At 43.6% G+C, this 24174-nt stretch carries 24 protein-coding genes and 1 riboswitch; of the genes, 12 read left to right on the top strand and 12 right to left on the bottom strand.

All coding sequences use genetic code 11. The features are described from left to right. Positions 1-1317 (bottom strand): ATP-dependent RNA helicase RhlE, encoded by a 1317-nt coding sequence (gene rhlE / locus ACE1SE_RS06250; RefSeq protein WP_374053102.1) that lies wholly within the window; start codon positions 1315-1317, stop codon positions 1-3. A 370-nt stretch (positions 1318-1687) separates the two neighbouring features. Between rhlE and ACE1SE_RS06245 the strand changes: the two genes are divergently transcribed. The 9 genes from ACE1SE_RS06245 (at position 1688) to ACE1SE_RS06205 (ending at position 9723) form a co-directional block, all read left to right on the top strand. Then, a complete protein-coding gene (locus ACE1SE_RS06245) occupies positions 1688-2383 on the top strand; it encodes a transcriptional regulator (RefSeq protein ID WP_374053101.1) in 696 nt (231 codons plus the stop codon). A 79-nt stretch (positions 2384-2462) separates the two neighbouring features. Beyond that, the gene (gene hlyD, locus ACE1SE_RS06240; protein WP_374053100.1) at positions 2463-3455 is read left to right on the top strand and encodes a secretion protein HlyD; all 993 of its coding nucleotides are present in this window, start codon (positions 2463-2465) and stop codon (positions 3453-3455) included. Between the two features lie 8 nt (positions 3456-3463). Next, complete coding sequence (locus tag ACE1SE_RS06235; protein WP_374053099.1) at positions 3464-5200, top strand: ATP-binding cassette domain-containing protein; 1737 nt, start codon at positions 3464-3466, stop codon at positions 5198-5200. Next, entirely contained in the window at positions 5197-6357 is a 1161-nt protein-coding gene (locus ACE1SE_RS06230; RefSeq protein WP_374053098.1) for an ABC transporter permease, read from the top strand. The genes ACE1SE_RS06235 and ACE1SE_RS06230 overlap by 4 nt, the downstream gene beginning before the upstream one ends. A gap of 12 nt (positions 6358-6369) precedes the next feature. Continuing rightward, positions 6370-7476, top strand: coding sequence for an ABC transporter permease (locus ACE1SE_RS06225; protein WP_374053097.1), 1107 nt, complete (start codon positions 6370-6372; stop codon positions 7474-7476). Positions 7477-7730: 254 nt separating this feature from the next. Further along, the gene (locus tag ACE1SE_RS06220; protein WP_374053096.1) at positions 7731-8363 is read left to right on the top strand and encodes an alanyl-tRNA editing protein; all 633 of its coding nucleotides are present in this window, start codon (positions 7731-7733) and stop codon (positions 8361-8363) included. A gap of 53 nt (positions 8364-8416) precedes the next feature. After that, positions 8417-8608 (top strand): hypothetical protein, encoded by a 192-nt coding sequence (locus ACE1SE_RS06215; protein ID WP_374053095.1) that lies wholly within the window; start codon positions 8417-8419, stop codon positions 8606-8608. Positions 8609-8678: 70 nt separating this feature from the next. Continuing rightward, entirely contained in the window at positions 8679-9083 is a 405-nt protein-coding gene (locus ACE1SE_RS06210) for a 2OG-Fe(II) oxygenase (RefSeq protein WP_374053094.1), read from the top strand. A gap of 1 nt (position 9084) precedes the next feature. Beyond that, positions 9085-9723 (top strand): LysE family translocator, encoded by a 639-nt coding sequence (locus ACE1SE_RS06205; RefSeq protein ID WP_074018372.1) that lies wholly within the window; start codon positions 9085-9087, stop codon positions 9721-9723. A 124-nt stretch (positions 9724-9847) separates the two neighbouring features. Here ACE1SE_RS06205 and ACE1SE_RS06200 read toward each other — a convergent pair whose 3' ends face one another. The 5 genes from ACE1SE_RS06200 to moaA form a co-directional block, all read right to left on the bottom strand. Continuing rightward, the gene (locus tag ACE1SE_RS06200; RefSeq protein ID WP_374053093.1) at positions 9848-10558 is read right to left on the bottom strand and encodes a Bax inhibitor-1/YccA family protein; all 711 of its coding nucleotides are present in this window, start codon (positions 10556-10558) and stop codon (positions 9848-9850) included. Positions 10559-10744: 186 nt separating this feature from the next. After that, complete coding sequence (gene moaE / locus ACE1SE_RS06195) at positions 10745-11197, bottom strand: molybdopterin synthase catalytic subunit MoaE (protein ID WP_374053092.1); 453 nt, start codon at positions 11195-11197, stop codon at positions 10745-10747. A gap of 2 nt (positions 11198-11199) precedes the next feature. Next, a complete protein-coding gene (gene moaD, locus ACE1SE_RS06190; protein WP_374053091.1) occupies positions 11200-11445 on the bottom strand; it encodes a molybdopterin synthase sulfur carrier subunit in 246 nt (81 codons plus the stop codon). Continuing rightward, positions 11442-11921 (bottom strand): cyclic pyranopterin monophosphate synthase MoaC, encoded by a 480-nt coding sequence (gene moaC, locus ACE1SE_RS06185; protein ID WP_374053090.1) that lies wholly within the window; start codon positions 11919-11921, stop codon positions 11442-11444. The genes moaD and moaC overlap by 4 nt, the downstream gene beginning before the upstream one ends. A gap of 33 nt (positions 11922-11954) precedes the next feature. Continuing rightward, positions 11955-12938 carry a GTP 3',8-cyclase MoaA gene (gene moaA, locus ACE1SE_RS06180; protein WP_374053606.1) on the bottom strand — a complete coding sequence of 328 codons (984 nt, stop codon included), beginning with the start codon at positions 12936-12938 and terminating at the stop codon, positions 11955-11957. Next, positions 12925-13081, bottom strand: a riboswitch (molybdenum cofactor riboswitch). (Overlaps the previous gene by 14 nt.) A gap of 269 nt (positions 13082-13350) precedes the next feature. Between moaA and yvcK the strand changes: the two genes are divergently transcribed. Next, on the top strand, positions 13351-14259 hold the full coding sequence (yvcK, locus tag ACE1SE_RS06175) for a uridine diphosphate-N-acetylglucosamine-binding protein YvcK (protein WP_374053089.1): 909 nt from the start codon (positions 13351-13353) through the stop codon (positions 14257-14259). Positions 14260-14301: 42 nt separating this feature from the next. Here the strand turns inward: yvcK and pdxR are convergent, their stop codons facing one another. Further along, entirely contained in the window at positions 14302-15780 is a 1479-nt protein-coding gene (pdxR, locus tag ACE1SE_RS06170; protein WP_374053088.1) for a MocR-like pyridoxine biosynthesis transcription factor PdxR, read from the bottom strand. Between the two features lie 142 nt (positions 15781-15922). Between pdxR and ACE1SE_RS06165 the strand changes: the two genes are divergently transcribed. Beyond that, positions 15923-16381, top strand: a complete 459-nt coding sequence (locus ACE1SE_RS06165) for a GNAT family N-acetyltransferase (protein ID WP_374053087.1) — start codon at positions 15923-15925, stop codon at positions 16379-16381. A 134-nt stretch (positions 16382-16515) separates the two neighbouring features. Here ACE1SE_RS06165 and uvrB read toward each other — a convergent pair whose 3' ends face one another. The 5 genes from uvrB to bioB form a co-directional block, all read right to left on the bottom strand. Beyond that, a complete protein-coding gene (uvrB, locus tag ACE1SE_RS06160; protein ID WP_374053086.1) occupies positions 16516-18543 on the bottom strand; it encodes an excinuclease ABC subunit UvrB in 2028 nt (675 codons plus the stop codon). 600 nt (positions 18544-19143) lie between these two features. Then, entirely contained in the window at positions 19144-19827 is a 684-nt protein-coding gene (bioD, locus tag ACE1SE_RS06155; protein ID WP_374053085.1) for a dethiobiotin synthase, read from the bottom strand. Further along, complete coding sequence (gene bioC / locus ACE1SE_RS06150; protein WP_374053084.1) at positions 19817-20590, bottom strand: malonyl-ACP O-methyltransferase BioC; 774 nt, start codon at positions 20588-20590, stop codon at positions 19817-19819. Before bioC ends, bioD begins: the two co-directional genes overlap by 11 nt. Further along, entirely contained in the window at positions 20574-21725 is a 1152-nt protein-coding gene (gene bioF / locus ACE1SE_RS06145; RefSeq protein ID WP_374053605.1) for an 8-amino-7-oxononanoate synthase, read from the bottom strand. Before bioF ends, bioC begins: the two co-directional genes overlap by 17 nt. After that, the gene (bioB, locus tag ACE1SE_RS06140; RefSeq protein WP_374053083.1) at positions 21725-22765 is read right to left on the bottom strand and encodes a biotin synthase BioB; all 1041 of its coding nucleotides are present in this window, start codon (positions 22763-22765) and stop codon (positions 21725-21727) included. Before bioB ends, bioF begins: the two co-directional genes overlap by 1 nt. 95 nt (positions 22766-22860) lie before the next feature. Between bioB and bioA the strand changes: the two genes are divergently transcribed. Further along, on the top strand, positions 22861-24144 hold the full coding sequence (gene bioA, locus ACE1SE_RS06135) for an adenosylmethionine--8-amino-7-oxononanoate transaminase (protein ID WP_374053082.1): 1284 nt from the start codon (positions 22861-22863) through the stop codon (positions 24142-24144). Positions 24145-24174 lie beyond the last annotated feature (30 nt).

Below are 24174 nucleotides of genomic sequence, written 5' to 3'. Positions count from 1 at the left end.
TTACTCTCCCGCCACCGAAGCTCGTGGAGTTTTGATTGCCCGATCTTTATTTACCCGATTTTGTTTGGAATGGCCTGGTTTGCCATTTCTATGTGGGTTATTACCGCGAGGATTATTACCACGAGAATTATTATCACGGCTATTGCGCCCATTTTGGATAGGCTCAGCTTTGATAGAAGGATCAGGTTCATAACCCTGAATGGCAATACGTGGAATTTCTCGCTTCAATAGGCGCTCAATATCTTTCAGAAGTTTGTGTTCATCGACACACACCAGCGATATTGCTTGGCCAGTAGCTTCTGCCCGCCCAGTACGGCCTATTCGATGCACATAATCTTCAGCAACATTTGGCAACTCATAGTTGACGACATAGGGTAATTGGTCAATATCCAGTCCACGGGCAGCAATATCTGTTGCCACCAACGCGCGAATTTTCCCTGTCTTGAAATCAGACAGCGCACGGGTTCTTGCTCCCTGGCTTTTGTTGCCGTGGATCGCAGCAGCAGTCACACCATCTTTATTCAATTGCTCCGCCAGCCGGTTTGCACCATGTTTGGTACGCGTAAATACCAACACCTGTTGCCAGTTCTGGCTGCCGATCATATAAGAGAGCAATTCTCCCTTGCGCTTTTTGTCTACAAAATGGATTGCTTGTTCAATTTGCTCAGAGGCCGAATTACGTCGAGCCACTTCTACGCTTACTGGCTCTTTCAGTAACTTATTGGCGAGGTTTTTAATTTCATCAGAAAATGTCGCAGAAAAGAGTAAATTTTGGCGTTTTGCAGGCAGCTTGTTCAACACACGACGAATATCGTGAATAAAGCCCATGTCCAACATGCGATCAGCCTCATCCAAAACCAGAATCTCTACGCGAGAAAGATCTACCGCATTTTGGTGCTCCAAATCCAGCAAGCGTCCCGGCGTTGCTACCAGAATATCCACACCACCGCGCAGTTTCATCATCTGCGGATTAATGCTGACACCGCCGAATACAACAAATGAACGTAATCTGAGATATTTACTGTAACTACGTACATTTTCCCCCACCTGAGCCGCCAGCTCTCGGGTTGGAGTTAAAATCAATGCCCTGACCGGACGACGGCCTTTTGTCTGAATCGGGGATTCACCCAAAAGTTGCAGGATAGGCAAAGTAAATCCTGCGGTTTTTCCCGTGCCTGTCTGGGCACTGGCCAGTAGATCTTTGCCGGATAACACAACAGGAATGGCCTGCTGCTGAATAGGGGTAGGTTCCACGTAGCCTTGTTCTTCAACGGCACGCAAAATATCAGCCTTCAAGCCGAGTGACTCAAAATTCATAAATAAGAAATACTCCAGACTTCACCATGCCTGATACCAATTCAGGGGCAGTTTTATGGGAAGAAAACAGACGCGGTAAAACGCAAAGAAACTACACAAACTGCAATGCACCGTATATAAATAGGGCGTGATTATAACAGATATGTCTTTCCACGCAGGCCAAAGAGAGCAATAAATTCGTCTAAAATTGACTAAATCTCTTTAGCCAAGGGAAATGAGCCAAAACTGGACGATTATTTTTTATGGGTGTCTATTAAAAAGACAATTTGTAGCAACTTTACATCTAATTACTTTAGTTTTAAAGTTAATCATACGATTGATATAGTTTTCGGCACTCCCGAAAATTCTTTGTCACAGGAAATATTTTGACATGGTAGCAAAGAAGGCCCAGACATTACGAGGCGAACACGCTAAACAACAACTTCTGGAAGCAGCAATAGAAATTTTTGGCAAATCAGGTCTGGATGGTGCTACTACCCGCAATATTGCCCAACATGCACAGCAAAATATCGCAGCTATCGCATACTATTTCGGTTCCAAAGAAGGATTATACCTCGCCGTTGTGCAGCATATTGCCGAAAAGCTACAAGCAGAGTTCTCCCCGCTCATTGAAGCTATTGATCATTTTTTTGAGAAGACACCGAAACCCTATCCAAAAGATCCAATATTGGCATTTATTCATCAGGGAATGGTGAGCTATAACCGCCTGATTTTCGAGAAAAGCAGTATCAATATCAGCCGAATCATGTCCCATGAACAATTGACGCCAACAGAGGCTTACAGTGTCATGCATGAACAAGGACTGGCTCCAATTTATTCTCGGTTGAATAAACTCATCGCCAGTTATATCGGAGCCGATGAGCGCCAAATTTCTACCCAGATTCACACCCATGCTTTATTGGGTGAGATCCTTTCTTTCCGTCTGGCCAGGGAAGCCCTATTGCGCCAAACCGGATGGGACAATATTGGTGCCAAAGAATACGAATTAATCAATCAGGTTTTATCTCAACACATCAATTTATTGCTTGATGGGTTAAGAGAAAAATCAAAAATGCATACCCAATAGCTCTTAAGCAATGGCATAACCAGCGAAGCCACCACTTGAAAGATAGAGGGTATAAATTGAACAAGGCATAAGGGATGGTATGAACAGTAAAAAGTTTGCTCTTGCCCTATTGGCGCTCATTGTTGTTGTCAGTGCTATTGTCGGTATCTACTATTATCAGGGACAAAATAGCAGGGAGCTAACCCTGTATGGCAATGTCGATGTCAGGACTGTCAACCTCAGTTTTCGGGTTGCCGGTAAACTAGCTGATCTACAAGTGGATGAAGGTGATGCCATAACTGTCAACCAGACACTTGGTCGCCTTGATGACACCCCCTTTATTAATGCCTTGAATCAGGCCAAAGCAGCTCGTGATGTCGCTAAGGCCAATCTTGCCAAAGCTGAAGCGGGTTATCGCAGCGAAGAAATCGCCCAAGTACGTGCTGAAGTAAAACAAAAAGAGTCTGCATTCCATTTTGCCGATAGCTTCCTGAAACGCCAGCAAGGCTTGTGGCAAAGCAAAACCATCTCAGATAATGATCTGGAAAATGCCAGAACTGGGCGCAATCAAGCACTGGCGGCTTATCAGGCGGCAAAAGATAAATTGCGTCAGTTCGAGACGGGTTATCGCATAGAAGAAATTGCGGCAGCAAAAGCCCAACTTATTCAGGCAGAAGCGAGCGTAGCACAGGCGGAACTCAACCTGAAAGATACCCAACTCACTTCTCCATCGGCAGGGATGATCTTAACCAGAGCCATTGAACCTGGCACCATGCTGGCGGCCGGCAACACGGTTTTTACCCTGTCCCTTACCAATCCCGTTTGGATCAGGGCATATCTTGATGAACCTCATCTCAATCAGGCTACTGCCGGACGGGAAGTTCTGATTTATACCGATGGGCGGAAAAACCAGCCCTATCATGGCAAAATCGGTTTTGTTTCTCCCACTGCCGAATTTACTCCCAAAAATGTCGAAACACCTGATTTAAGAACAGACTTAGTTTATCGCCTGCGCATCATTGTCCTTGATCCCGATGAGGGACTGAAACAAGGCATGCCTGTTACCTTACGTTTTACTGAAACAAATAAATAGGCGATAACATGACCAGTTCAGCTTATACGATAAAACTGAACGGCGTGGAGAAAACTTTTCCAGGATTAGACGTTCCTGCTGTATCCCATCTACAAGCAGAAATTCAGGGTGGATCAGTGACGGGTCTTGTCGGTCCAGATGGGGCTGGAAAAACCACGCTGATAAGAATGTTGGCCGGATTATTGAAGCCTGATAGCGGCAATATTGAAATTATGGGACTTGATCCCATCAAGGACAGTGTTCAAGTACGTTCTGACCTCGGTTACATGCCACAGAAATTTGGCTTGTATGAAGATTTAACCGTAATGGAAAATCTCACGTTATATGCCGATCTGCGTGGTGTACTTGGTGAAGAGCGCAAAACCACCTTTCAGAAATTACTTAACTTCACGGATTTAACCCGTTTTACCGGACGGTTAGCCGGGAAATTGTCCGGTGGCATGAAACAAAAACTGGGGCTTGCTTGTACTTTATTGGGTAGCCCGAAAGTTTTGCTACTGGATGAACCTGGTGTAGGCGTTGATCCCATCGCCCGTCGTGAATTATGGCAAATGGTTCATGAACTCGCTTCTGACGGTATGTTGATCTTATGGAGCACTTCTTATTTGGATGAAGCCGAATTATGTCGTGATGTTTTGCTGATGAACCGAGGTAAGCTGCTCTATCGCGGCCAGCCACAAGAATTAACCCGAAATATTGCGGGTCGATCTTTTTTGCTTGACGTCAAACAAGATGCGCGGCGCAAAATGTTGCAACATGCCCTCACCTTGCCCCAAGTGACTGATGGTGTAATTCAGGGAAAATATGTTCGCCTGATCTTAAAAGAAGAAACGGTTAAAGATGCAATACTCCAACAAATAGGATTGCCTGAAGCCAATCTCTTCGAGGCCGAACCCCGTTTCGAAGATGCATTTATCGACTTATTAGGTGGTGGCCCATCCCATCGTTCCGAATTGGCAGAAATAATGCCTCAAATCCCACCAAACCCAATGGAAACGGTGATAGAAGCCTGTAGCTTGACTAAAAAATTTGGCGATTTTGCTGCCACTGATCAGGTCGATTTTCAGGTGAAACGAGGGGAAATATTCGGCCTATTAGGGCCAAATGGAGCCGGAAAATCGACTACCTTCAAAATGATGTGTGGTTTAATGATCCCCACTTCAGGCAAAGCGCTGGTTCTGGATATGGATTTAAAAACCGGTTCAGGCAAAGCCCGCCAACACCTTGGCTATATGGCGCAAAAATTCTCACTTTATGGCAACCTGACTGTTGGACAGAATCTTAAATTTTTCTCCGGTGTTTACGGCCTGAAAGGTCGCCATCAACAAGAAAAGATGTCTGATATGATCCGCGCGTTCAATCTTGGGCCAATCTTACATCAAAAGACGGATAGCCTTCCGCTCGGGTTTAAGCAACGGCTTGCCCTTTCCTGCGCATTGATGCACGAACCTGATATTCTGTTTTTGGATGAACCCACTTCGGGTGTTGACCCACTAACTCGTCGCGAATTTTGGCTACATATCAATGGCATGGTAGACAAAGGGGTCACCGTGATGGTCACAACTCACTTTATGGAAGAAGCAGAATATTGTGATCGTATCGGGCTGGTATTTCGAGGCAAATTGATTGCAGCCGGAACGCCCGATGAACTGAAACAACTGGTTGCCACGGATAAGCTCCCTAACCCTTCGATGGAAGATGCTTTTATCGATCTCGTGTTGAACTACGATAAGGAGCCGCAATGAGTCATCCTGAACATATAACATCCCAGCAAGCGGTCAGTTTCTCATGGCGCCGATTGAAAGCCCTCTGTATCAAGGAAACTAAGCAAATTGTTCGTGATCCCAGCAGCGCGTTAATTGCCGTAGTTATCCCTTTGATGTTGCTATTTATTTTTGGTTATGGCATTAACCTGGATTCCAGCAAGCTTCGCCTCGGTATTCTCATGGAGCAACAGAGCAAGGATGCCAGAGAATTGGTGCATGTATTTACAGGATCGCCCTATATTGATGCCACCATCAGCGACAATCGCCAGCTTTTAATCAAAAAAATGCAGGAAAACCAAATTCGGGGCATTATCGTCATTCCTGTCAATTTTGATGCCCAGCTTGCCCGCGCAGACAGCCATGCTCCCATTCAGGTTATTACCGATGGCAGTGAACCTAACACCGCCAATTTTGTGCAGGGTTATACCAAAGGCATCTGGCAAATCTGGTTACAACAGCGAGGGCAAAATCTTGGGATTGCAACTACCCCCTTGATTGATACACAAATCCGCTATTGGTTTAATCCCGCCGCCATTAGCCAGCACTTCCTTATTCCCGGTGCTGTTTCAATTATTATGACCGTGGTAGGCGCAATTCTTACCTCGCTCGTCGTCGCCCGTGAATGGGAACGCGGAACTATGGAAGCGCTACTTTCAACTCAGGTTACCCGTACCGAATTGCTGCTCGCTAAATTATTACCCTATCAAATGCTGGGATCGTTTGTCATGGTACTTTGCATGCTATTCACGGTGTTTGTACTGGGGGTTCCCTATCGCGGCTCACTCTGGATATTAGCATTAGTCTCCAGCCTTTATCTCGCTACCGCTCTGGGTATGGGGTTACTGATTTCCACTCTGACTCGTAATCAGTTCAATGCAGCGATGATTTCTCTCAATGCGGCTTTTTTGCCTGCCATTATGTTGTCTGGCTTTGTTTTCGAGATAGACAGTATGCCCGTACTTATTCAGGTTGCGACTTATGTCATTCCTGCACGTTACTTTGTCAGTAGCCTACAGACGCTCTTTCTGGCCGGGAACATTGGTACTGTGTTGATGACAAACCTGCTCCTGCTAATTGCCAGTTCCATCGTCTTTATCGGCCTGACTGCGTGGAAAACCCGTCGGCATCTGGATTAAAAAGGAAAGAGCATGTTTTATCGTCTGTATACACTCATCATGAAAGAGTTGCAGTCTCTTCTGAGAGAACCGCAAACACGGAACATTTTGATTTTGACCGTGATTATACAAATGATCCTGTTTCCATGGGCCGCGACGCTGGAGGTCAAAAACGCTACCATCGCTATTTATAATGAAGATAAAGGACAGGCATCGATTGAGTTAACCCAACGGTTGGCAAAATCAAAAGCATTTCCTGATGTTATTTTGCTAACCAGTTCGCAAGAGATACGCCCTACTCTGGATAACCGCAAAGCACTATTGCTGGTACGCTTTCCACAAAATTTCAGTGCTAATCTTGCCAACCACAACCCGACATCAATTCAAGTTTTGTTGGATGGACGTAATTCAAACAGTGCCCAAATCGCGGCCAACTATATCCAGCAAATTGTGATGGATTACCAAAAACAACTGTTGGGAAATGCCCCTAATTTCAATAATAGTGAACTCATTGTGCGTAACTGGTATAACGCCAATTTGGATTACAAGTGGTTCGTCGTACCGTCACTGGTAGCCATGATTACGACTATTGGTGTTCTGATTGTTACAGCGTTATCAGTCGCCCGTGAGCGGGAACAAGGAACGTTGGATCAGTTGCTGGTTTCTCCACTGGCAACCTGGCAAATTTTCCTTGGCAAGGCTATTCCAGCACTCGTTGTGGCGACGATGCAAGCAAGCATTGTTTTGCTGATTGGAACACTGTTCTATCAAATTCCTTTCGCTGGTTCATTACTGCTATTTTATGGCTGTATGGTGATTTATGGGTTATCCCTGGTGGGTTTCGGTTTGTTGATTTCTGCCGTCTGTTCCACCCAGCAACAAGCATTTATTGGTGTATTTGTGTTTATGATGCCCGCTATTTTGCTTTCTGGTTATATCTCTCCGGTCGAGAATATGCCCGTTTGGTTACAAAACATCACCTGGATTAATCCAATCCGGCATTTTACGGATATTACCAAGCAGATTTATTTGAAAGGAGCTGATTTATCCGTTATTTGGCCAAACTTATGGCCTTTATTGGTGATTACTGCAACCACTGGTGGGATCGCTTATCGGCTATTTCGGAGTAAGATTGCCTGATAAATTTAAAGCTGTGAAAGACCACCTAATTGAATTGTCTGTCATTAAACGTAGGATAATTCTCCATTATATTTTTTTAATGAAAATAGCAATATCGCTTATTATATCCTTACTAGTTGTTACTTTACTTTTTTTCTAATGAGTGTTAGTTTTTTTAGAAAATCATAAGAAAACCAACTTCTATATTTTAGATAGTTCAAATTGAAATAATTATAAAACCATATTTAAATTGCAATAATACCTGAGAATAAAATATGACGGAGCGTAATTATTTATCAAATCAAGCACTGGCCGATAATGTTGAAGTGATTGCTTGTATTCCTCGTGATAATGGATGTTATTCCACTTGGTTGAAGTCTACAATATTTCATCCCCAAGGAGGGGGACAACCCAGCGATATAGGCTGGCTTAATGAAGTAGAAGTAGTTCACGTGAATGTGGAAGATGGTGACATTGTCCACTTAACGACAAAACCTGTGGCTCTGGGAAATGCTTTTGCTCGTGTTGATATTGAACGACGCCAATTATATTCGCGACTGCATTCTGCTGGGCATCTTATTGGGCATGTAGTTGAGTTTATGATGTGGCATCCGATTAAAGCTCATCATTGGCCGGGTGAAGGAAGAATAGTATTTAAGCCGGGTGTGAATGCTCAAAGTGTATCGGAAAAGCATATTCAAACGATATGTGAAAATTATATTAGACAGGATCTACCGTGCAAAGTAGTTCAACGAAATGATGGATTTCGAGAAGTTAGTTTTGGTCATTTTACGCCTTACCTTTGTGGTGGTACCCACGTAACATCTCTAGGACAACTAGGAAATATTAAAGTGCAGGAGGTTAAAATAAAGAAGGGCAATTTAATAGTACATTATGATGTAGCCTGACAATTTAATATATTGTTTCTAAAAATCACCAGTAAATAAAATAAAAGGATATTATGATTATAGAAGTTGATTGCCTTGATGCGACATGTCTGAAAAAGCTTGCAGATAAGGAAATTTTAGTTATACGTGTAAAACAATTTGTACCTAATTTGTTAGCTGAGCAGTTGGGTGAAAAAATATTAGGCCATGGATTTGATAGATATTTAAATGCGCCGAGCATAGGACGAATCGGAATGGCATTTTAATAAGCTGAGATGCATTTTAGATGAGTTTTGGCCTGCTGGAGCCCAAATTGAAACACTTTATGGTAAGAAAATGTATGTGGGATTATCGAGGGTAGTCATACCTGGGGTCACTTTTCTTGCACACCATGACATTTTTGCTAAGGATGCCCCTGATAGCTTTAAAGCTAAGAGTCTTCAAGCTCAGTTTGCAGCTAATGTTTATCTTTCTATGCCCAGTGAAGGTGGAGCCTTACAAATTTGGAAGGATGAACTCTCTGCAGAAGAATTTGATGCTATGCGTGGTGATAGTTATGGGATTGAACCTTATTTGCTTGGTGAGCCAGCACTAGAGATCCGACCAGATGTAGGTGATCTTTTGATCTTTAATTCTCGATGTATGCACTCTGTGACTGCTGGTGTCGATGATCTACGTTTGAGTCTGTCTTGTTTTATAGGCTATCGTGGAACAGAAAATCCATTGTCATTCTGGAGTTGATATGTTGTCTAACTATTGGGGTGAATTTCTGGGGCTGGCTGTGATTCATTTCCTGGCAGTAGTTGCTCCAGGTCCAGATTTTGCGGTAACTATACGGCAGAGTGTAAGATTTGGATGTTGGGCAGGAATATGCACGGCAGTAGGTATTGGAGCGGGAATATCAATACATGTTATCTATACACTAGTGGGAGTTAGTGCATTAATGCATGCCACTCCGTGGTTGATGGAAGTGGCAAAACTCGTTGGTGCAATTTATATCGCGTGGCTTGGTATCAAATTTATCAGAAGTAAACCTGCTGATTTGGATACCTTAGAGGGTGAAGGAATTGGTTTGGCCCCACAGAGTAGATGGAAAGCATTTCTGATGGGATTTATGACAAATGCCCTTAATCCTAAGGCGACATTGTTCTTTTTAGCCGTTTTCACAACCGTAGTGAGTAGTAATACACCTATTCTGATACAAGTCTTCTATGGTCTTTGGATGTGTGTAATCAATGCTGTCTGGTTTGTGTTGGTGAGTATCATTTTCTCAAATACATTGATTCGTAATAAATTCATACAGAAAGGCTATTGGTTTGAACGAATAATGGGAATAGTATTGATTGGGTTCGCTGTCCGGTTGTTATTTCTGTCTATATGATTTTCCCAAGACCAATATTGATTATGAACTTATCATTGTTTGATTCGATAAAGGTGAAATAACTATTAAAAAACCCTGACAAAACAGGGTTTTTATATCAAAAAATCATTTAATCTATCAGTGACTATCGGCGATCACCCAAAATACGTAACAGCATTAAGAACAGGTTAATGAAGTCCAGATACAAAGTCAGTGCGCCAGTAATTGAGTATTTGCGCAGGTTTTCTTTATCGTTAACATCCAATTGTTCACCCATTTCTTTCAGTTTTTGGGTATCGTATGCCGTCAAGCCAGCAAAAATCACAACACCGATATAGGTGATTGCCCACATCAATGCCGAGCTTTTCAGCCAGATATTTAGCAACGAAGCCAGAACGATGCCAATTAGCCCCATAAACAGGAAGCTACCCAGACCACTCAGGCTACGCTTAGTGGTATAACCATAAACGCTCAATGCACCGAACATACCCGCTGAAACGACAAATGTGCTGGCAATAGAACTGGCGGTGTAAGCCATAAAGATAACGGAAAGTGTTAACCCCGTTAGCATGGAGTACAACATAAACAGCCCTGTCGCCAATGATCCACTCATTTTATGAACCAAACCGGACAGCACAAACACCAGTGCAAACTGTGCAATAACCAAGCCAATTAAAACAGCGTTATTTAAAGCAATGGTGTATAAAATTTCAGGGGTATTTGCCACATACCATGCAACAAATGCGGTTAACAGCAAGCCACAAGTCATCCAACCGTAGACTTGTGCCATGTAAGTTTGTATACCAGAACCAGTTTTCTGGACAATCGAACCATTAGAACGTTGATATCGGTCCATGACGATTACCTTTTCATGACAATGTTTAAGGATTAAGAATGTTTAAAATAAACAATCTATTCAAAAGTTATACATTAGCATAGAACATTAATAAAACCATCCACCAATTAATGGCAATTTCAGTGACATATTATTTATTTGTCCAGTTTTCGTGATAGTCCGCAGAATGAACCAACAAATGCTGTTTTACCAGCGGCTTACCGCATCCTGATCGCTCTGCCTTGCCTCTACCCAGCGCTCTCCCTCCACAAGCGATTCTTTTTTCCAGAATGGTGCCTTAGTTTTCAGATAATCCATGATAAATTCAGCCGCCATAAAAGCCATATTGCGGTGAGAACTGGTGACACCAATAAATACGATCTCATCCCCTGGGTACAATTTGCCAATGCGATGAATAATGCTGATCCGTTGCAACGACCAACGTTGGCGGGCTTCATCAACAATTTCCTGCAACATCTTTTCTGTCATGCCAGCATAATGCTCCAGTGTCAGAACCTTAATGGTGTCTCCCAAGTTATGGTTACGAACTTTTCCGGTAAAAGTCACAACAGCGCCATCTTCATCACATTGCGAGAGCCATTGATATTCTTCCCCAACACCAAATGTCTCCTGTTGGACACTAATCCGCGTATTTTCCATTTTTATCCCCCCGTAACAGGCGGGAAAAAAGCCACTTCATCACCATCATTCAGGGCATGTTCAGCGTGGACAAAAGATTGGTTTACGGCAGACAACACTTTGCCTTCTTCTAATGCCAATGCCCATCGTTCTCCCTTTTCAGTCAATGCACGACGAAGATGCGCTACAGTTGGGTAATCATTAGGTAGTTCAAGTGAATCCGTGCCTACCAGCTCGCGAACTCGGGCAAAAAACAGTATCTTTATCATGCCTTCACCTTAAAATTTCCTGATTTACCACCACTTTTTTCCAACAAACGCACAGGCCCGATGACCATATCTTTTTGTACCGCTTTGCACATGTCATAAATGGTCAAAGCAGCCACAGATGCTGCCGTCAAAGCCTCCATTTCCACACCTGTTTTCCCTGCCAGGCGGCAACAGGATTCGATTCTGACACGATTGTGTTCTGTTTGCGCTTCCAGCCGGACTTCCACTTTACTCAGCAACAGCGGATGGCACAGCGGGATCAATTCCCACGTCCGTTTCGCCGCCTGAATACCTGCAATACGGGCAGTAGCAAAAACATCCCCTTTGTGGTGATCACCCGCGATAATCATGGTCAAGGTTTCGGCCTGCATTTCAACAAAGGCTTCTGCCCGTGCTTCACGCACTGTTTCTGATTTGGCAGAAATATCCACCATATGCGCTTCACCCGATGTGTTGATATGGGTTAATTGAGACATTCTTTGCTCCTGAAAATAAATCTTGCAACCAAGCTAGCCGCCAATAAAAGAAAGATTCGGGGTGATCCCGCTGTTCCCTTGATGTAAAAAGTGAGTTTCACGTTTATAACGCAATCCACCTTGAATACGGAGTTTCAGAGCATCCAGTGATGCGTCATCAGACAATAAATCACGCAATGGAATACCCTGTTCACCAAATAAGCACAAATGAAGATTACCAATAGCGGATACCCTCAGACGGTTGCAGCTTTGGCAAAAATCTTTTTCATACGGCATGATAAGGCCAATTTCTCCCTGATAATCGGGATGACGAAAAACTTGAGCCGGCCCATCACTTCGCGCACGTTGCTGTTGCTGCCACCCTTTCTGTCGTAGTTGGCGGCGGATCACTTCTCCAGAAAGATGATGACGATGAAAAATGGCTCGACCTTCCCCTGTTTCCATCAATTCAATAAAACGCAACTGGATAGGACGATGTTTAATCCAATCAAGAAAGGCTGGCAGGTTGGTATCATTCACATTCTTCATCAACACGACATTGATTTTCACTGTGTTGAACCCTGCCTCAAAAGCCGCGTCAATGCCACGCATAATCTGGAAAAATTTATCTTGTCCGGTAATGGCGTAAAATTGGCGAGGATCCAAACTATCAACACTCACGTTAATCGCTGTCAGACCAGCCGATTTCCACTGGGAAACATCCCGCTCCATACGGTAACCATTAGTTGTGACAGCAATTTTTTTGATTTGCGGATTTTCATGAACCGCTGCGATGATGTCACGGAAATCACGGCGCATGGTGGGTTCTCCCCCAGTTAAACGAATTTTTTCTGTGCCAAGTTCAGCAAATGCCCGGCTAACACGACGAATTTCTGGCAGGGAAAGGAATGATTTATGGCCATGAGGCCGGTATCCATCAGGCAGACAATATGTGCAACGGAAGTTACACACATCAGTAATAGACAATCTCAAGTAATAAAATTTGCGCGAGAATGCATCTACGAGTTGTTCCACAATAACACCTTCCAAGTACGGGAGATGCCGGCATTTCTACCTTGCATCCTGGTGACTCAGGAGCCACGGCCAGAGCATCATATCAATGTGATATCCATTTGATAGAACAGCGACTTAGACACAGAGGCTAGGAGTTAATATCAGTTAAATTTTTATATGAATCATTGTGCGAGTGGCAGTATGTCCATCGAAGATTCTAACCTTTAAGATGACAAAAAGCTAATATCACATTCGATATACACCTTATTATACAACGAGTTAACTAATTGCGATAACATCAGCTCCCTACAGAGTTTTCAGGCTATCATTCGCAATGATTACATAAAATCACATCAATTTCTGAAAGCATCATATTTTGTGATAAATTACATGAGATTTATTAGAGCCCCTACGTTTAGCCAGTAACAGGAATCCTATGCGAAATCGCACATTAGCTGATTTGGATCGCGTTGTCGCCCTCGGCGGAGGTCATGGACTTGGACGCGTTATGTCTTCTCTTTCTTCCCTCGGAGCACGCCTGACAGGAATTGTCACGACAACAGATAATGGTGGTTCAACCGGTAGAATACGGCGCTCGGAAGGCGGGATTGCATGGGGAGATATGCGCAATTGCCTCAATCAGTTAATCACGGAACCGACCATTGCTTCTGCCATGTTTGAATATCGGTTCAGTGGCAATGGCGAATTATCTGGGCACAATTTAGGCAACCTAATGTTGAAAGCCCTGGATCATTTAAGTGTCCGTCCTCTTGAGGCAATTAACCTGCTGCGCAATTTATTGAAAGTCAATGCACAGTTGATTCCGATGTCAGAACAACCGGTTGATTTAATAGCTGTCGATGATCAAGGCAATACCGTGTATGGCGAAGTGAATATCGATCAACTTAATTATGTACCACAGGAATTATTGCTTTACCCTCATGTTAATGCCACTAAAGAAGCACTGGATACTATTGAACAAGCAGATTTGATTTTGATCGGACCAGGCAGTTTTTTTACCAGCTTAATGCCGTTGTTGCTATTGGAAGATTTAACCCAATCCTTACGGCGCAGTAATGCGAGCATGATTTATATCGGTAACTTAGGAAAAGAACTCAGCCACGCTGCGGCCAATCTATCATTAAAAGATAAACTGGCAATCATGGAGAATAAGATCGGCCGCAAGATGATTAATGCGCTGATTGTCGGCCCGCGTACCGATATCAGCCCTTTCAGTGACCGCATTGTGACACAACAGGTTTTGGAAGCGCAGGATATCCCTTACCGCCATGATCGTGAATTATTGCGTCAGGCAATTGAGCATACTCTGCAAAAATTGGGTTAGTTATTTTGATTGGAAATAGAGAGTGGTTCATTCACTCTCATTTCAGACCGCTGACAAAAAATTAGCCAGTCGCTTTATATTTTCGTTAATTTCGGCTGAGGTATGAGCAGCGTAGCCAAAAAGAATAGCTTTATCAGAAAAAGAGTGAATGCAGTAGCGTGATAGTGGCTGCGCGCCTAAACCTAATTGTCTGCATCTTGTAATAATCTCTTCTTCATTAAAACCGTCTTTTAACCGACATACCATGTGTATGCCTGAGTCGGTTGTATTGATATCGAAAACATGGGGAAGGTATCTGTTTATAGCATCAAATAGCGCAGTTTGTCTTTCGTAGCATATTTTTCTAACACGACGAACATGGCGGGCGTAATGACCTTCTTGTATAAAATGCGCTAATACCGCCTGTTCCAAATAACCCGAATGGGTGTCAGTGTAATACTTCATCATGGTAAACGCATTAATTAATGGCTCAGGGACCACTAGAAAACCAATTCGTAAACCGGGATACATCATTTTTGAGAATGTTCCCGCGTAAATGACCCTGTGTGTTGTATCCAGCCCTTGTAAAGCCTGAATGGGTTTAGAAAAATAGCGGAATTCACTGTTATAGTCGTCCTCAAAAATCCATGTATTATGTTGACTGGCCCAGTCAAGAAGCGCTAAACGCCGTGATAACGTTAATGTAGTCCCTAAAGGAAATTGATGGGAAGGGGAGGTATAAACCAATCTTGCATCAGAATGATTGGTGGTGCCATAAGAAATATTCATCCCCTGTTCATCGGAAGGAATCGGGGCGATTTGTGCCCCCATCGCAGTGAATATTGCTCTGGCACTGTCATAGCAGGGGTCATCTAACCAAACTTTATCACCTTGCTGTAATAATACCTGTGCAGTTAAATTTATCGCCTGCTGAGTACCGTTAACAATAATAATTTGTTCTTCCCGACAATTTACGCCACGAGTAGAGCGAACGTAATCGGCTAATACTTTTTTAAGTAATGGATGGCCATCCGGTCGGCCAAATTGTTCAATCGTTTTTTTAGAGTGACGCCATACCCTGCCGATTAACCGCCCCCATAATTCATGAGGAAACTGATCCACACAACCTACTCCAATATTAAATATGGGATATTGGCCGATCGCCTGCTGTGTTTTTTCCCAGGATGGTATCAACATATTCGTCGTAGGGCTGAGATTTAATGCTGAAATCGCCTTTTTTTCTTGGCACTTATGAGAACAGTTCGTAACAACCAATTCATCAGGAATTGTGGTCGATACATAGGTTCCTGAACCTTTACGCGTTATCAGATACCCTTCATCAATCAAGCGGTCAAAACCGGCAATCACGGAGTTGCGTGAAATTGACATCATTTCAGCAAGTGCTCTTGTAGAGGGAATTTTGATATCCACAGTGAGCCTGCCGTCAAGAATGGCATTTCTTATGGTGTGATAAACCTGATCTTTGATGTAACCATCGTCTAAGAGCAAATGTGGAAATTGTGCTTGTGGTTTACACACCATAGTAAAGTGGATCCTGAAAAAATAATAAAAGTGTATCTTATTAAGCTCCAGATGGAATTGTAATATTGCACCATCATTTCGTCACGATGATTTTTCCCATAAAAATCAAATGAGATGAGCTTTTAATTTAAGGATCTTTATCATGAGTAATAATTTATTACCTGTTACTGTTAAATTTATTTCCCCTGAACACTATCCACAATGGCTGGCTTATTGGCTGGCGTATCAGAAGTTTTATGAAATTGATTTACCGAAAGGTGTCACCGCAAAAACATGGGCTCGTTTTTTTGATGCAGAAGAACCTATGTACTGTGCTATAGCATTAGAGGGCGATAAAGCCCTTGGTATTGTTCATTACCTTTATCACCGTTCCACATGGGCTGAAACGGATTTTTGTTACCTTGAAGATCTCTTTGTTTCACCGGAGGTCAGAGGGTGCCATATCGGTAAAAAACTGATTGAATTTGTTCAGCGTGAAGCACAAAAACAAAATTGCGGGCGGTTATATTGGCATACTCAAGAAACCAATCTACGTGGCCAGCGCCTATACAATTGGGTCGCTGAAAGATCGGGGGTGATTGAATACCGCATGCCATTATAAAAAGCTTGGTTGAATAAATCGAACTTTTGTCGGTTCGTAAGATCAGGGTGCCGTTTCCCAAGCGGCGCCCAATTATCTTTATAATCAATTCCGTTATATCACCAGCCCATAGCCATTCCTTTCAAGCCCAATTTTCAAGAATTAGTAATAAATTGCGCCCGCAATGCCTGAACCTGGTCACGAATATTGGCTGCTTGCTCAAATTCAAGATCCCGTGCATGTTGGTACATTTTCTCTTCCAGTTCACGGATTTTTCTCTCCAGCTCTTTCGCCGGCAGGTTGTAGTAATCATCTGTACCCAAGGCCACTTTACTTTTTCCTTTGGCCTTCCCTTTGCCATTAACCGGCTGACCAATTTTCAGGATATCACCAATTTTTTTCTTCAAACCTTGCGGTATAATGCCGTGTTCTTGGTTAAATGCCTGCTGTTTAGCACGACGACGTTCTGTTTCTTCAATAGCTCTTGCCATCGAATCCGTAATTTTGTCACCATATAAAATGGCCTTACCATGCAGGTTACGTGCTGCACGACCAATGGTCTGGATCAGGGAACGTTCTGAACGAAGGAAACCTTCTTTATCTGCGTCCAAAATTGCCACCAGGGAAACTTCCGGCATATCCAAACCTTCGCGCAGTAAGTTAATGCCAACCAAAACATCAAATTCACCGAGACGAAGATCACGGATAATTTCCACTCGCTCTACAGTATCAATGTCAGAATGGAGATAACGCACTCGCTCGCCATGCTCTTCCAAATACTCAGTCAAGTCTTCCGCCATGCGTTTGGTTAAGGTTGTGACCAACACTCGTTCATTGTTTGCCGCACGGATACGAATTTCAGACAGCAGATCATCTACCTGAGTTGCCACTGGTCGAACTTCAACTTCAGGGTCAATTAGCCCTGTTGGACGCACAACTTGCTCAACAACTTCGTGACCCGATTTTTCTAATTCATAATTGCCGGGCGTGGCTGAAACATAAATGCTCTGCGGTGCCAGCGCCTCAAATTCCTCAAACCGCAACGGACGGTTATCCAGCGCTGACGGCAAACGGAAGCCATATTCCACCAATGTTTCCTTGCGGGAGCGATCCCCTCGGTACATTCCACCAATCTGTGGAATGGTGACGTGGGATTCATCCACCACCAGCAACCCCTCTGCTGGCAGGTAGTCAAACAGCGTTGGGGGTGGTTCACCGGCAGAACGTCCAGACAGATAACGGGAGTAGTTTTCAATACCAGAGCAATAACCCAATTCATTCATCATTTCGAGATCGAATTGGGTTCGTTGGGTGACACGCTGTTCTTCCAATAGCTTGTCCGACGCTAACAAAATCTTGCGCCGTTGTTCCAACTCAATCTTGATCTCCTCCATTGCCTGAAGGATACGTTCACGCGGTGTCACATAGTGGGTCTTGGGATAGATGGTATAACGCGGTACATGGTATTCTACCTGTCCCGTCAACGGATCAAACAGGGAAAGGCGTTCGACTTCATCATCAAACAATTCTACGCGCAAAGCACGTTCATCCGATTCTGCGGGGAAAATATCGATAACTTCACCACGCACCCGAAATGTTCCGCGCTGGAATGCCTGATCATTACGGGTATATTGTAGTTCCGCTAAACGACGCAAGATGGCACGCTGATCAATTAACATGCCCTCAGTTAAATGAAGCATCATTTTCAAATAGCTATCAGGATCACCTAAACCGTAAATCGCGGAGACAGAAGCTACCACGACGACATCACGGCGTTCCAACAAGGCTTTCGTTGCGGACAGTCGCATCTGTTCGATATGTTCATTCACTGAAGCATCTTTTTCAATAAAGGTATCGGAACTGGGCACATAGGCTTCTGGTTGGTAATAATCGTAATAGGAAACAAAATATTCCACGGCATTCTCAGGGAAAAACGCTTTCATTTCACTATAGAGTTGTGCCGCCAGTGTTTTATTGGGAGCAAGGATCATAGTGGGTCGATTTAAGTTTGCGATAACATTGGCAATCGTGAAAGTTTTACCCGATCCCGTGACTCCCAGAAGGGTTTGATGGGCCAGTCCATCTTCCAGCCCTTCCTGTAACTGACTAATGGCTGATGGCTGATCGCCTGCCGGCTTAAAATCAGAGTGTAACTTGAATACCTTACTCGTTTCTTTGCTCATTTTCCCCACGCCATCCATACACTGACAAAATTCTTTTTATCATACTGGATAAAAAACCAGCTTCAAGTAAGTTGGCAAAATAATGTTATTGCTCGGATGTTATCAATCTTATGATTTTAACCTTTCATTAACATCAAAGGTGGCTATTTTTATCCCCAGATAATGATCTTACTTTTTTCTATTTTTGTATTAATGACTGAAATGATAAAGCACTGAATAGCAAAGAGATGCAAAAAGGATTTGATTTTATTTAACATATTGATTTTTATTGTAAAAAAAACCAAGTAGAGAATAACATCAAATCTGGCTCAAGCCGCGTATTGCCTTGCACGAGGATACTTTTCTAAAACTAATGCACAAGGTTATCCACAGGAATAGTGGATAACTCAGCAAAACCTATTAAGCATGGGCGGTTGCAGAGTTATCCCCACTGATAAATTTTTTCAATAGTGGAATATTTTTATGCTGCTTTGGGATTGATTCACGCTATTTGTTGATCAAAAATAGCTCAATCGTTGTTGAAATAAAACACCTTCTACGTAAGAACATCGATTAAAGAATAGCTCTAAGCATCAATTCTAACTAACTCAAAGTAAACAATTAGTTAACCAGAGAATCGATAGTAATATATTTTCCTATGTTATTTTTATCATCTGATCCACTCAGATAAGGAATGATTCCCAGTAAAGGTGCGGGGATCATACGCTCTAGTGTCTCCAGATAGGCAGCCTGACGTTTGCCGGCTGGTTCAATTTCATTGGCAACCCAGCCTGCTAACTTTAAGCCAGCATTTTCAATTGCCTTTACGGTTAATACAGCATGGTTGATACAGCCCAATTTGACACCAACTGTCAAAATTACCGGTAAATTCTCCTGAATCACCCAATCGGCAAAAGTCGTATTTTCCGATAATGGCGTATACCATCCTCCTGCCCCCTCAACCAAAACCCAGTCAGATTTTTTTACCAGTACGGCCAAACCTTCCGATAAAACGGAAAAATCAATTGGTTGATTAAGTTCCGCACTTACAATGTGTGGCGATGTCGGTTCCATAAATACCAGAGGATTCACTTCCTGATAAGTTAGTGACACCGTACTATTACGCTGTAAGGCCAGTGCATCATCATTACGAATTCCTTCTGATGTCATTTCACTGCCTGATGCCACAGGTTTATAACCGGCAGTCAAATATCCCTTCTTATTAGCGGCTTGCAACAGGGCACAACTCACCACTGTTTTACCTACTTCAGTATCAGTTCCTGTAAGAAAATATTTACTTGTCACAATAAATAACTCCAAAAACAATTTGATAGCTTAATGGGTAATCCCCATTTCTTCGCGGGTATGCTTCTGCAAGGGCATTTAGACGTTTTCTCGTCATCAATCCCTGCTGACGGCCATGATGAAGGTGTGTTGCACCAATCCCTTTTAAAGAATTCAGTAAAGGCAACAGTTGTGGATAGCGCTGGTAATATTTCCGATCAATAACTTTATGTCGATACGGTTGACATGCCTGGATAATGATTTGCAATGGCAGAAATTGATTAATATGTCGATAATCATCCACGCGCGCCCACGCAGTTGCTAATTCATTTAGTGAACCCTGTGCAAGCGTGGAAAACACAATCAGTCCACCAGGACGAGTAACACGATAAAATTCGCGCAACGCACATGACAAATCATTGCACCATTGTACCGCCAGGTTGCTGAAACAGATGTCAACGCTGTTATCCGCTAACCCCAAATGTTCAATATCGCCTTGCAAATAGTAATCAGCAACTTGCTGCCCTTTTGCATGGCCCAACATACCGGAAGCCAGATCCAGTGCGATAACTTGTTTACCCTGCTGTTTCCAACGAGCACTAAAAAAACCGGTTCCGCACCCTGCATCCAATACCTGCATTCCGGTATCTTCCGCTTGTGCCAATCCCATCAAATACTCACCGGTTTGCTGTTGCAGCTTAGCCACATTGTCATATTTGGCTGCCGCACGACCAAAAGCACCGGCAATCGCTTGCTTGTCAACGGATTTAACAACCAGATCCATGCAACGCCTCCAGTAATGCATCAATGTCGTGTCGGGTATGATTTGCTGTCAATGTAATACGCAATCGCGCACTGTCAGGAGGAACAGTGGGTGGAAGTATCGCTTTAACCCACACTTTTTTTTGTTTAAGCGCATGAGACAGTGCGGTACAACGCTCATTGTCACCAACGATCAACGGCTGAATGGCCGTTTCTGAATTCATCAATACAAAAGGCAGATGCTGTGCTTCGTGACGAAAATAACGGATGTTGTTTTGCAGCCTCTGACGCAATTCATCCCCAGCCCTGATTTGTCGTACTGTTTCGGAAAGAGCCACTGCCTGCGCAGGTGGCATTGAGGTACTGTAAATCAGATGCCAGGCATATTGGAGCAGGTATTCTGCGGTTTGTTCATTGCATAAAATTGCAGCTCCACTCAATCCAAATGCTTTGCCAAAAGTGACAATCAGAATTTCCGGTTTAACATTTTGCATCCAGCAACTACCGCGCCCTTCATCACCGTGAATACCGATACCGTGGGCATCATCTACCATCAACCAACTTGCCGTCGATTTCGCTTGCTGTGCAATAGCGCCGAGTGGTGCATAATCCCCATCCATGCTAAAAACACCTTCCGTAACTACCAGCGTTTTACCGAGACACCTTTTTGCCAAATGTTGCTGTAAAGATCCCATATCATTGTGCAGAAAACGCCAAAGTTGTGCAGGAGAGTGCTTTGCTGCTTCGAGCAACGACGCATGGCTCAGGCGATCAGCAATAATGCGATCTTCCCTTTCCATCAAAGCCGTAATCACCCCCTGATTAGCGGCATAACCGGAAATAAAAAGTAAAGCGCAAGGGTATCCCAACCATTCAGCCAATTGTTGTTCCAGAATATGGTGTGCGGCAGTGTAACCCGTAATATGCCCTGAACCGCCACTCCCCACACCATATTGTTGGGCACCTTGTTGCCAGGCAGTAATAATCTGGGGATGTTGGCTCAGCCCAAGATAATCGTTACTGGAAAAATTAAGATATTGGCCGTCCGAAGTGGATAATAAACGTCCATCAGAACCATGATGGACTTGCCTATTACGCCATAGTGGGGTGCCCCGACGTTCGGCTAAACGTCGGGAGAGAAAGTCTGACCAACTCATCATATTGCCGCATTATAAAATTGTTCGTTATCAGCATTATGAATAATAGCTTCCGTCAAGTTCTGCTGTTGTTGATTGTCACCAAATGCCGTCTTTGTCTGTTGAGGATTGATACCCAAACGGCGGAACAGTTGCAGATCTTTATCTTCATCCGGGTTTGGTGTGGTCAATAATTTACAGCCGTAGAAAATGGAGTTAGCTCCCGCCATAAAGCACATGGCCTGTGTTTGTTCATTCATCTGTTCACGTCCTGCGGACAAGCGAACGTGAGATTTTGGCATCATGATCCGTGCCACAGCAATGGTACGAATAAAATCAAAAGGATCGACATCTTCATTGTCTTCCAGTGGTGTTCCTTTGACTTTTACCAGCATATTGATCGGTACACTTTCCGGCGGCTTGGGTAAGTTTGCCAATTGCACCAATAATGCTGCCCGATCACGAATTTGCTCACCCAAACCAACGATACCGCCAGAACAGACTTTAATACCTGCATTTCGGACATTGCCTAAAGTGTCTAGTCTGTCTTGATAACTGCGAGTGGTGATGATATTGCCGTAAAATTCTGGTGAGGTGTCCAGATTGTGGTTGTAATAGTCCAGACCTGCCTGTGCCAAACGCTGTGCTTGGGATTGGTTCAACATTCCCAACGTCATACAGGTTTCCATTCCCAATGCCTTGACTTCCCTGACCATTTTTTCCAAATACGGCATGTCACGTTCATGCGGGTTTTTCCAGGCCGCCCCCATGCAGAAACGAGTTGAACCAGCATTTTTCGCTTTGTGCGCTGATTCAATGACTTTTTCCACTTCCATCAACCGCTCTTTTTCCAGGCCAGTTTTGTAACGGGAACTTTGTGGACAATATTTACAGTCTTCTGGGCAAGCCCCCGTCTTTATCGAAAGCAGTGTACTGACCTGTACTTGTTGTGGATCAAAATGTTCGCGGTGTACCTGTTGTGCCTGAAATAACAATTCAAAAAAAGGTTTATCAAACAACGCCTGTGTTTGTCTAATTGTCCATTGTTGACGCTCGCTCACAATAACATCTCCGATGTAAAAAATGTTGTCAGTTTAAATAACATCGTTATCATGTCAACTAAAATGAACTAAAAAAGGTTTACAGTAAAGTTATTATGATTCCTTCAGATCTTGAATTTGACCAGCGCCATATTTGGCATCCGTATACCTCAATGACGAATCCACTTCCTACTTATCCTGTAGTCTCAGCCACAGGTGTAGAGCTGGTTTTATCCGATGGGCGTACATTGATTGATGGTATGTCTTCATGGTGGGCAGCTATCCACGGTTATAATCATCCTGCCCTCAATGAGGCAGCAAAATCACAAATCGATAAAATGTCTCATGTTATGTTTGGCGGCATAACCCACCCCCCTGCGATTGCACTGTGCAGGCAATTGGTGGCAATGACACCTGATTCTTTGGCGTGTGTTTTTTTGGCAGATTCGGGCTCTGTCGCCGTAGAAGTCGCCCTAAAAATGGCATTGCAATATTGGCAAGCCAAGGGGAAAAAACGCCATCGTTTCCTGACCCTGCGTCAGGGTTATCATGGTGATACTTTTGGCGCCATGTCTGTCTGCGATCCAGACAACTCTATGCATAATTTGTACAAAGGCTATCTCCCCAATCATCTGTTTGCCGATGCTCCGCAGTGCCAGTTTGGTGATGAGTGGCAAGCAGAAGATATTGATTCTTTTAAACGATTATTGTTGCAATATCATGATGAAATAGCCGCTGTGGTTTTAGAACCTATTGTTCAGGGTGCTGGCGGAATGCGGATTTATCATCCTGAATATCTACACCAGGTTCGTCAGCTTTGTGATGAATATCAGATTTTGTTAATTGCAGATGAGATTGCGACCGGATTTGGACGGACTGGCAAGCTATTCGCCTGTGAACATGCGCAGATCGAACCTGATATATTGTGCTTAGGCAAAGCATTGACGGGGGGATATATGACATTGTCCGCAACACTGACTACCCGCCACGTTGCTGAAACTATCAGCCAAGGTGAAGCAGGCTGTTTTATGCATGGCCCAACTTTTATGGGAAATCCACTGGCTTGTGCCGTCGCCAGTGCCAGTCTGAAATTACTCGCTGATAGCCCGTGGCAACAGCGTATTCAATCAATTGAAACTCAATTAAAAGCAGAACTATTTCCCCTCAAATTACACAGTTTAGTCAAAGATGTTCGGGTGTTGGGCGCGATAGGTGTGGTTGAAATGAAACATCCCGTCAATGTCGCTTCATTGCAACGCCATTTTGTTCAACATGGTGTATGGATCAGGCCATTTGGTCGGCTAATTTACCTGATGCCACCTTATATTATTCAACCAGAACAGCTAGCAAAGCTGACAAAGGCCATTGCGGATGCATTGGCATCTTCTCAGTTCAAATGAGGGTACCCAAGCACCTGAGATATAGATAAT

The sequence above is a fragment of the Xenorhabdus taiwanensis genome, assembly GCF_036512875.1.
Lineage (GTDB): Bacteria > Pseudomonadota > Gammaproteobacteria > Enterobacterales > Enterobacteriaceae > Xenorhabdus > Xenorhabdus taiwanensis.
The sequence above is the reverse complement of the archived record's forward strand: the minus strand, read 5'-3'. Positions and strand labels throughout refer to the sequence as shown.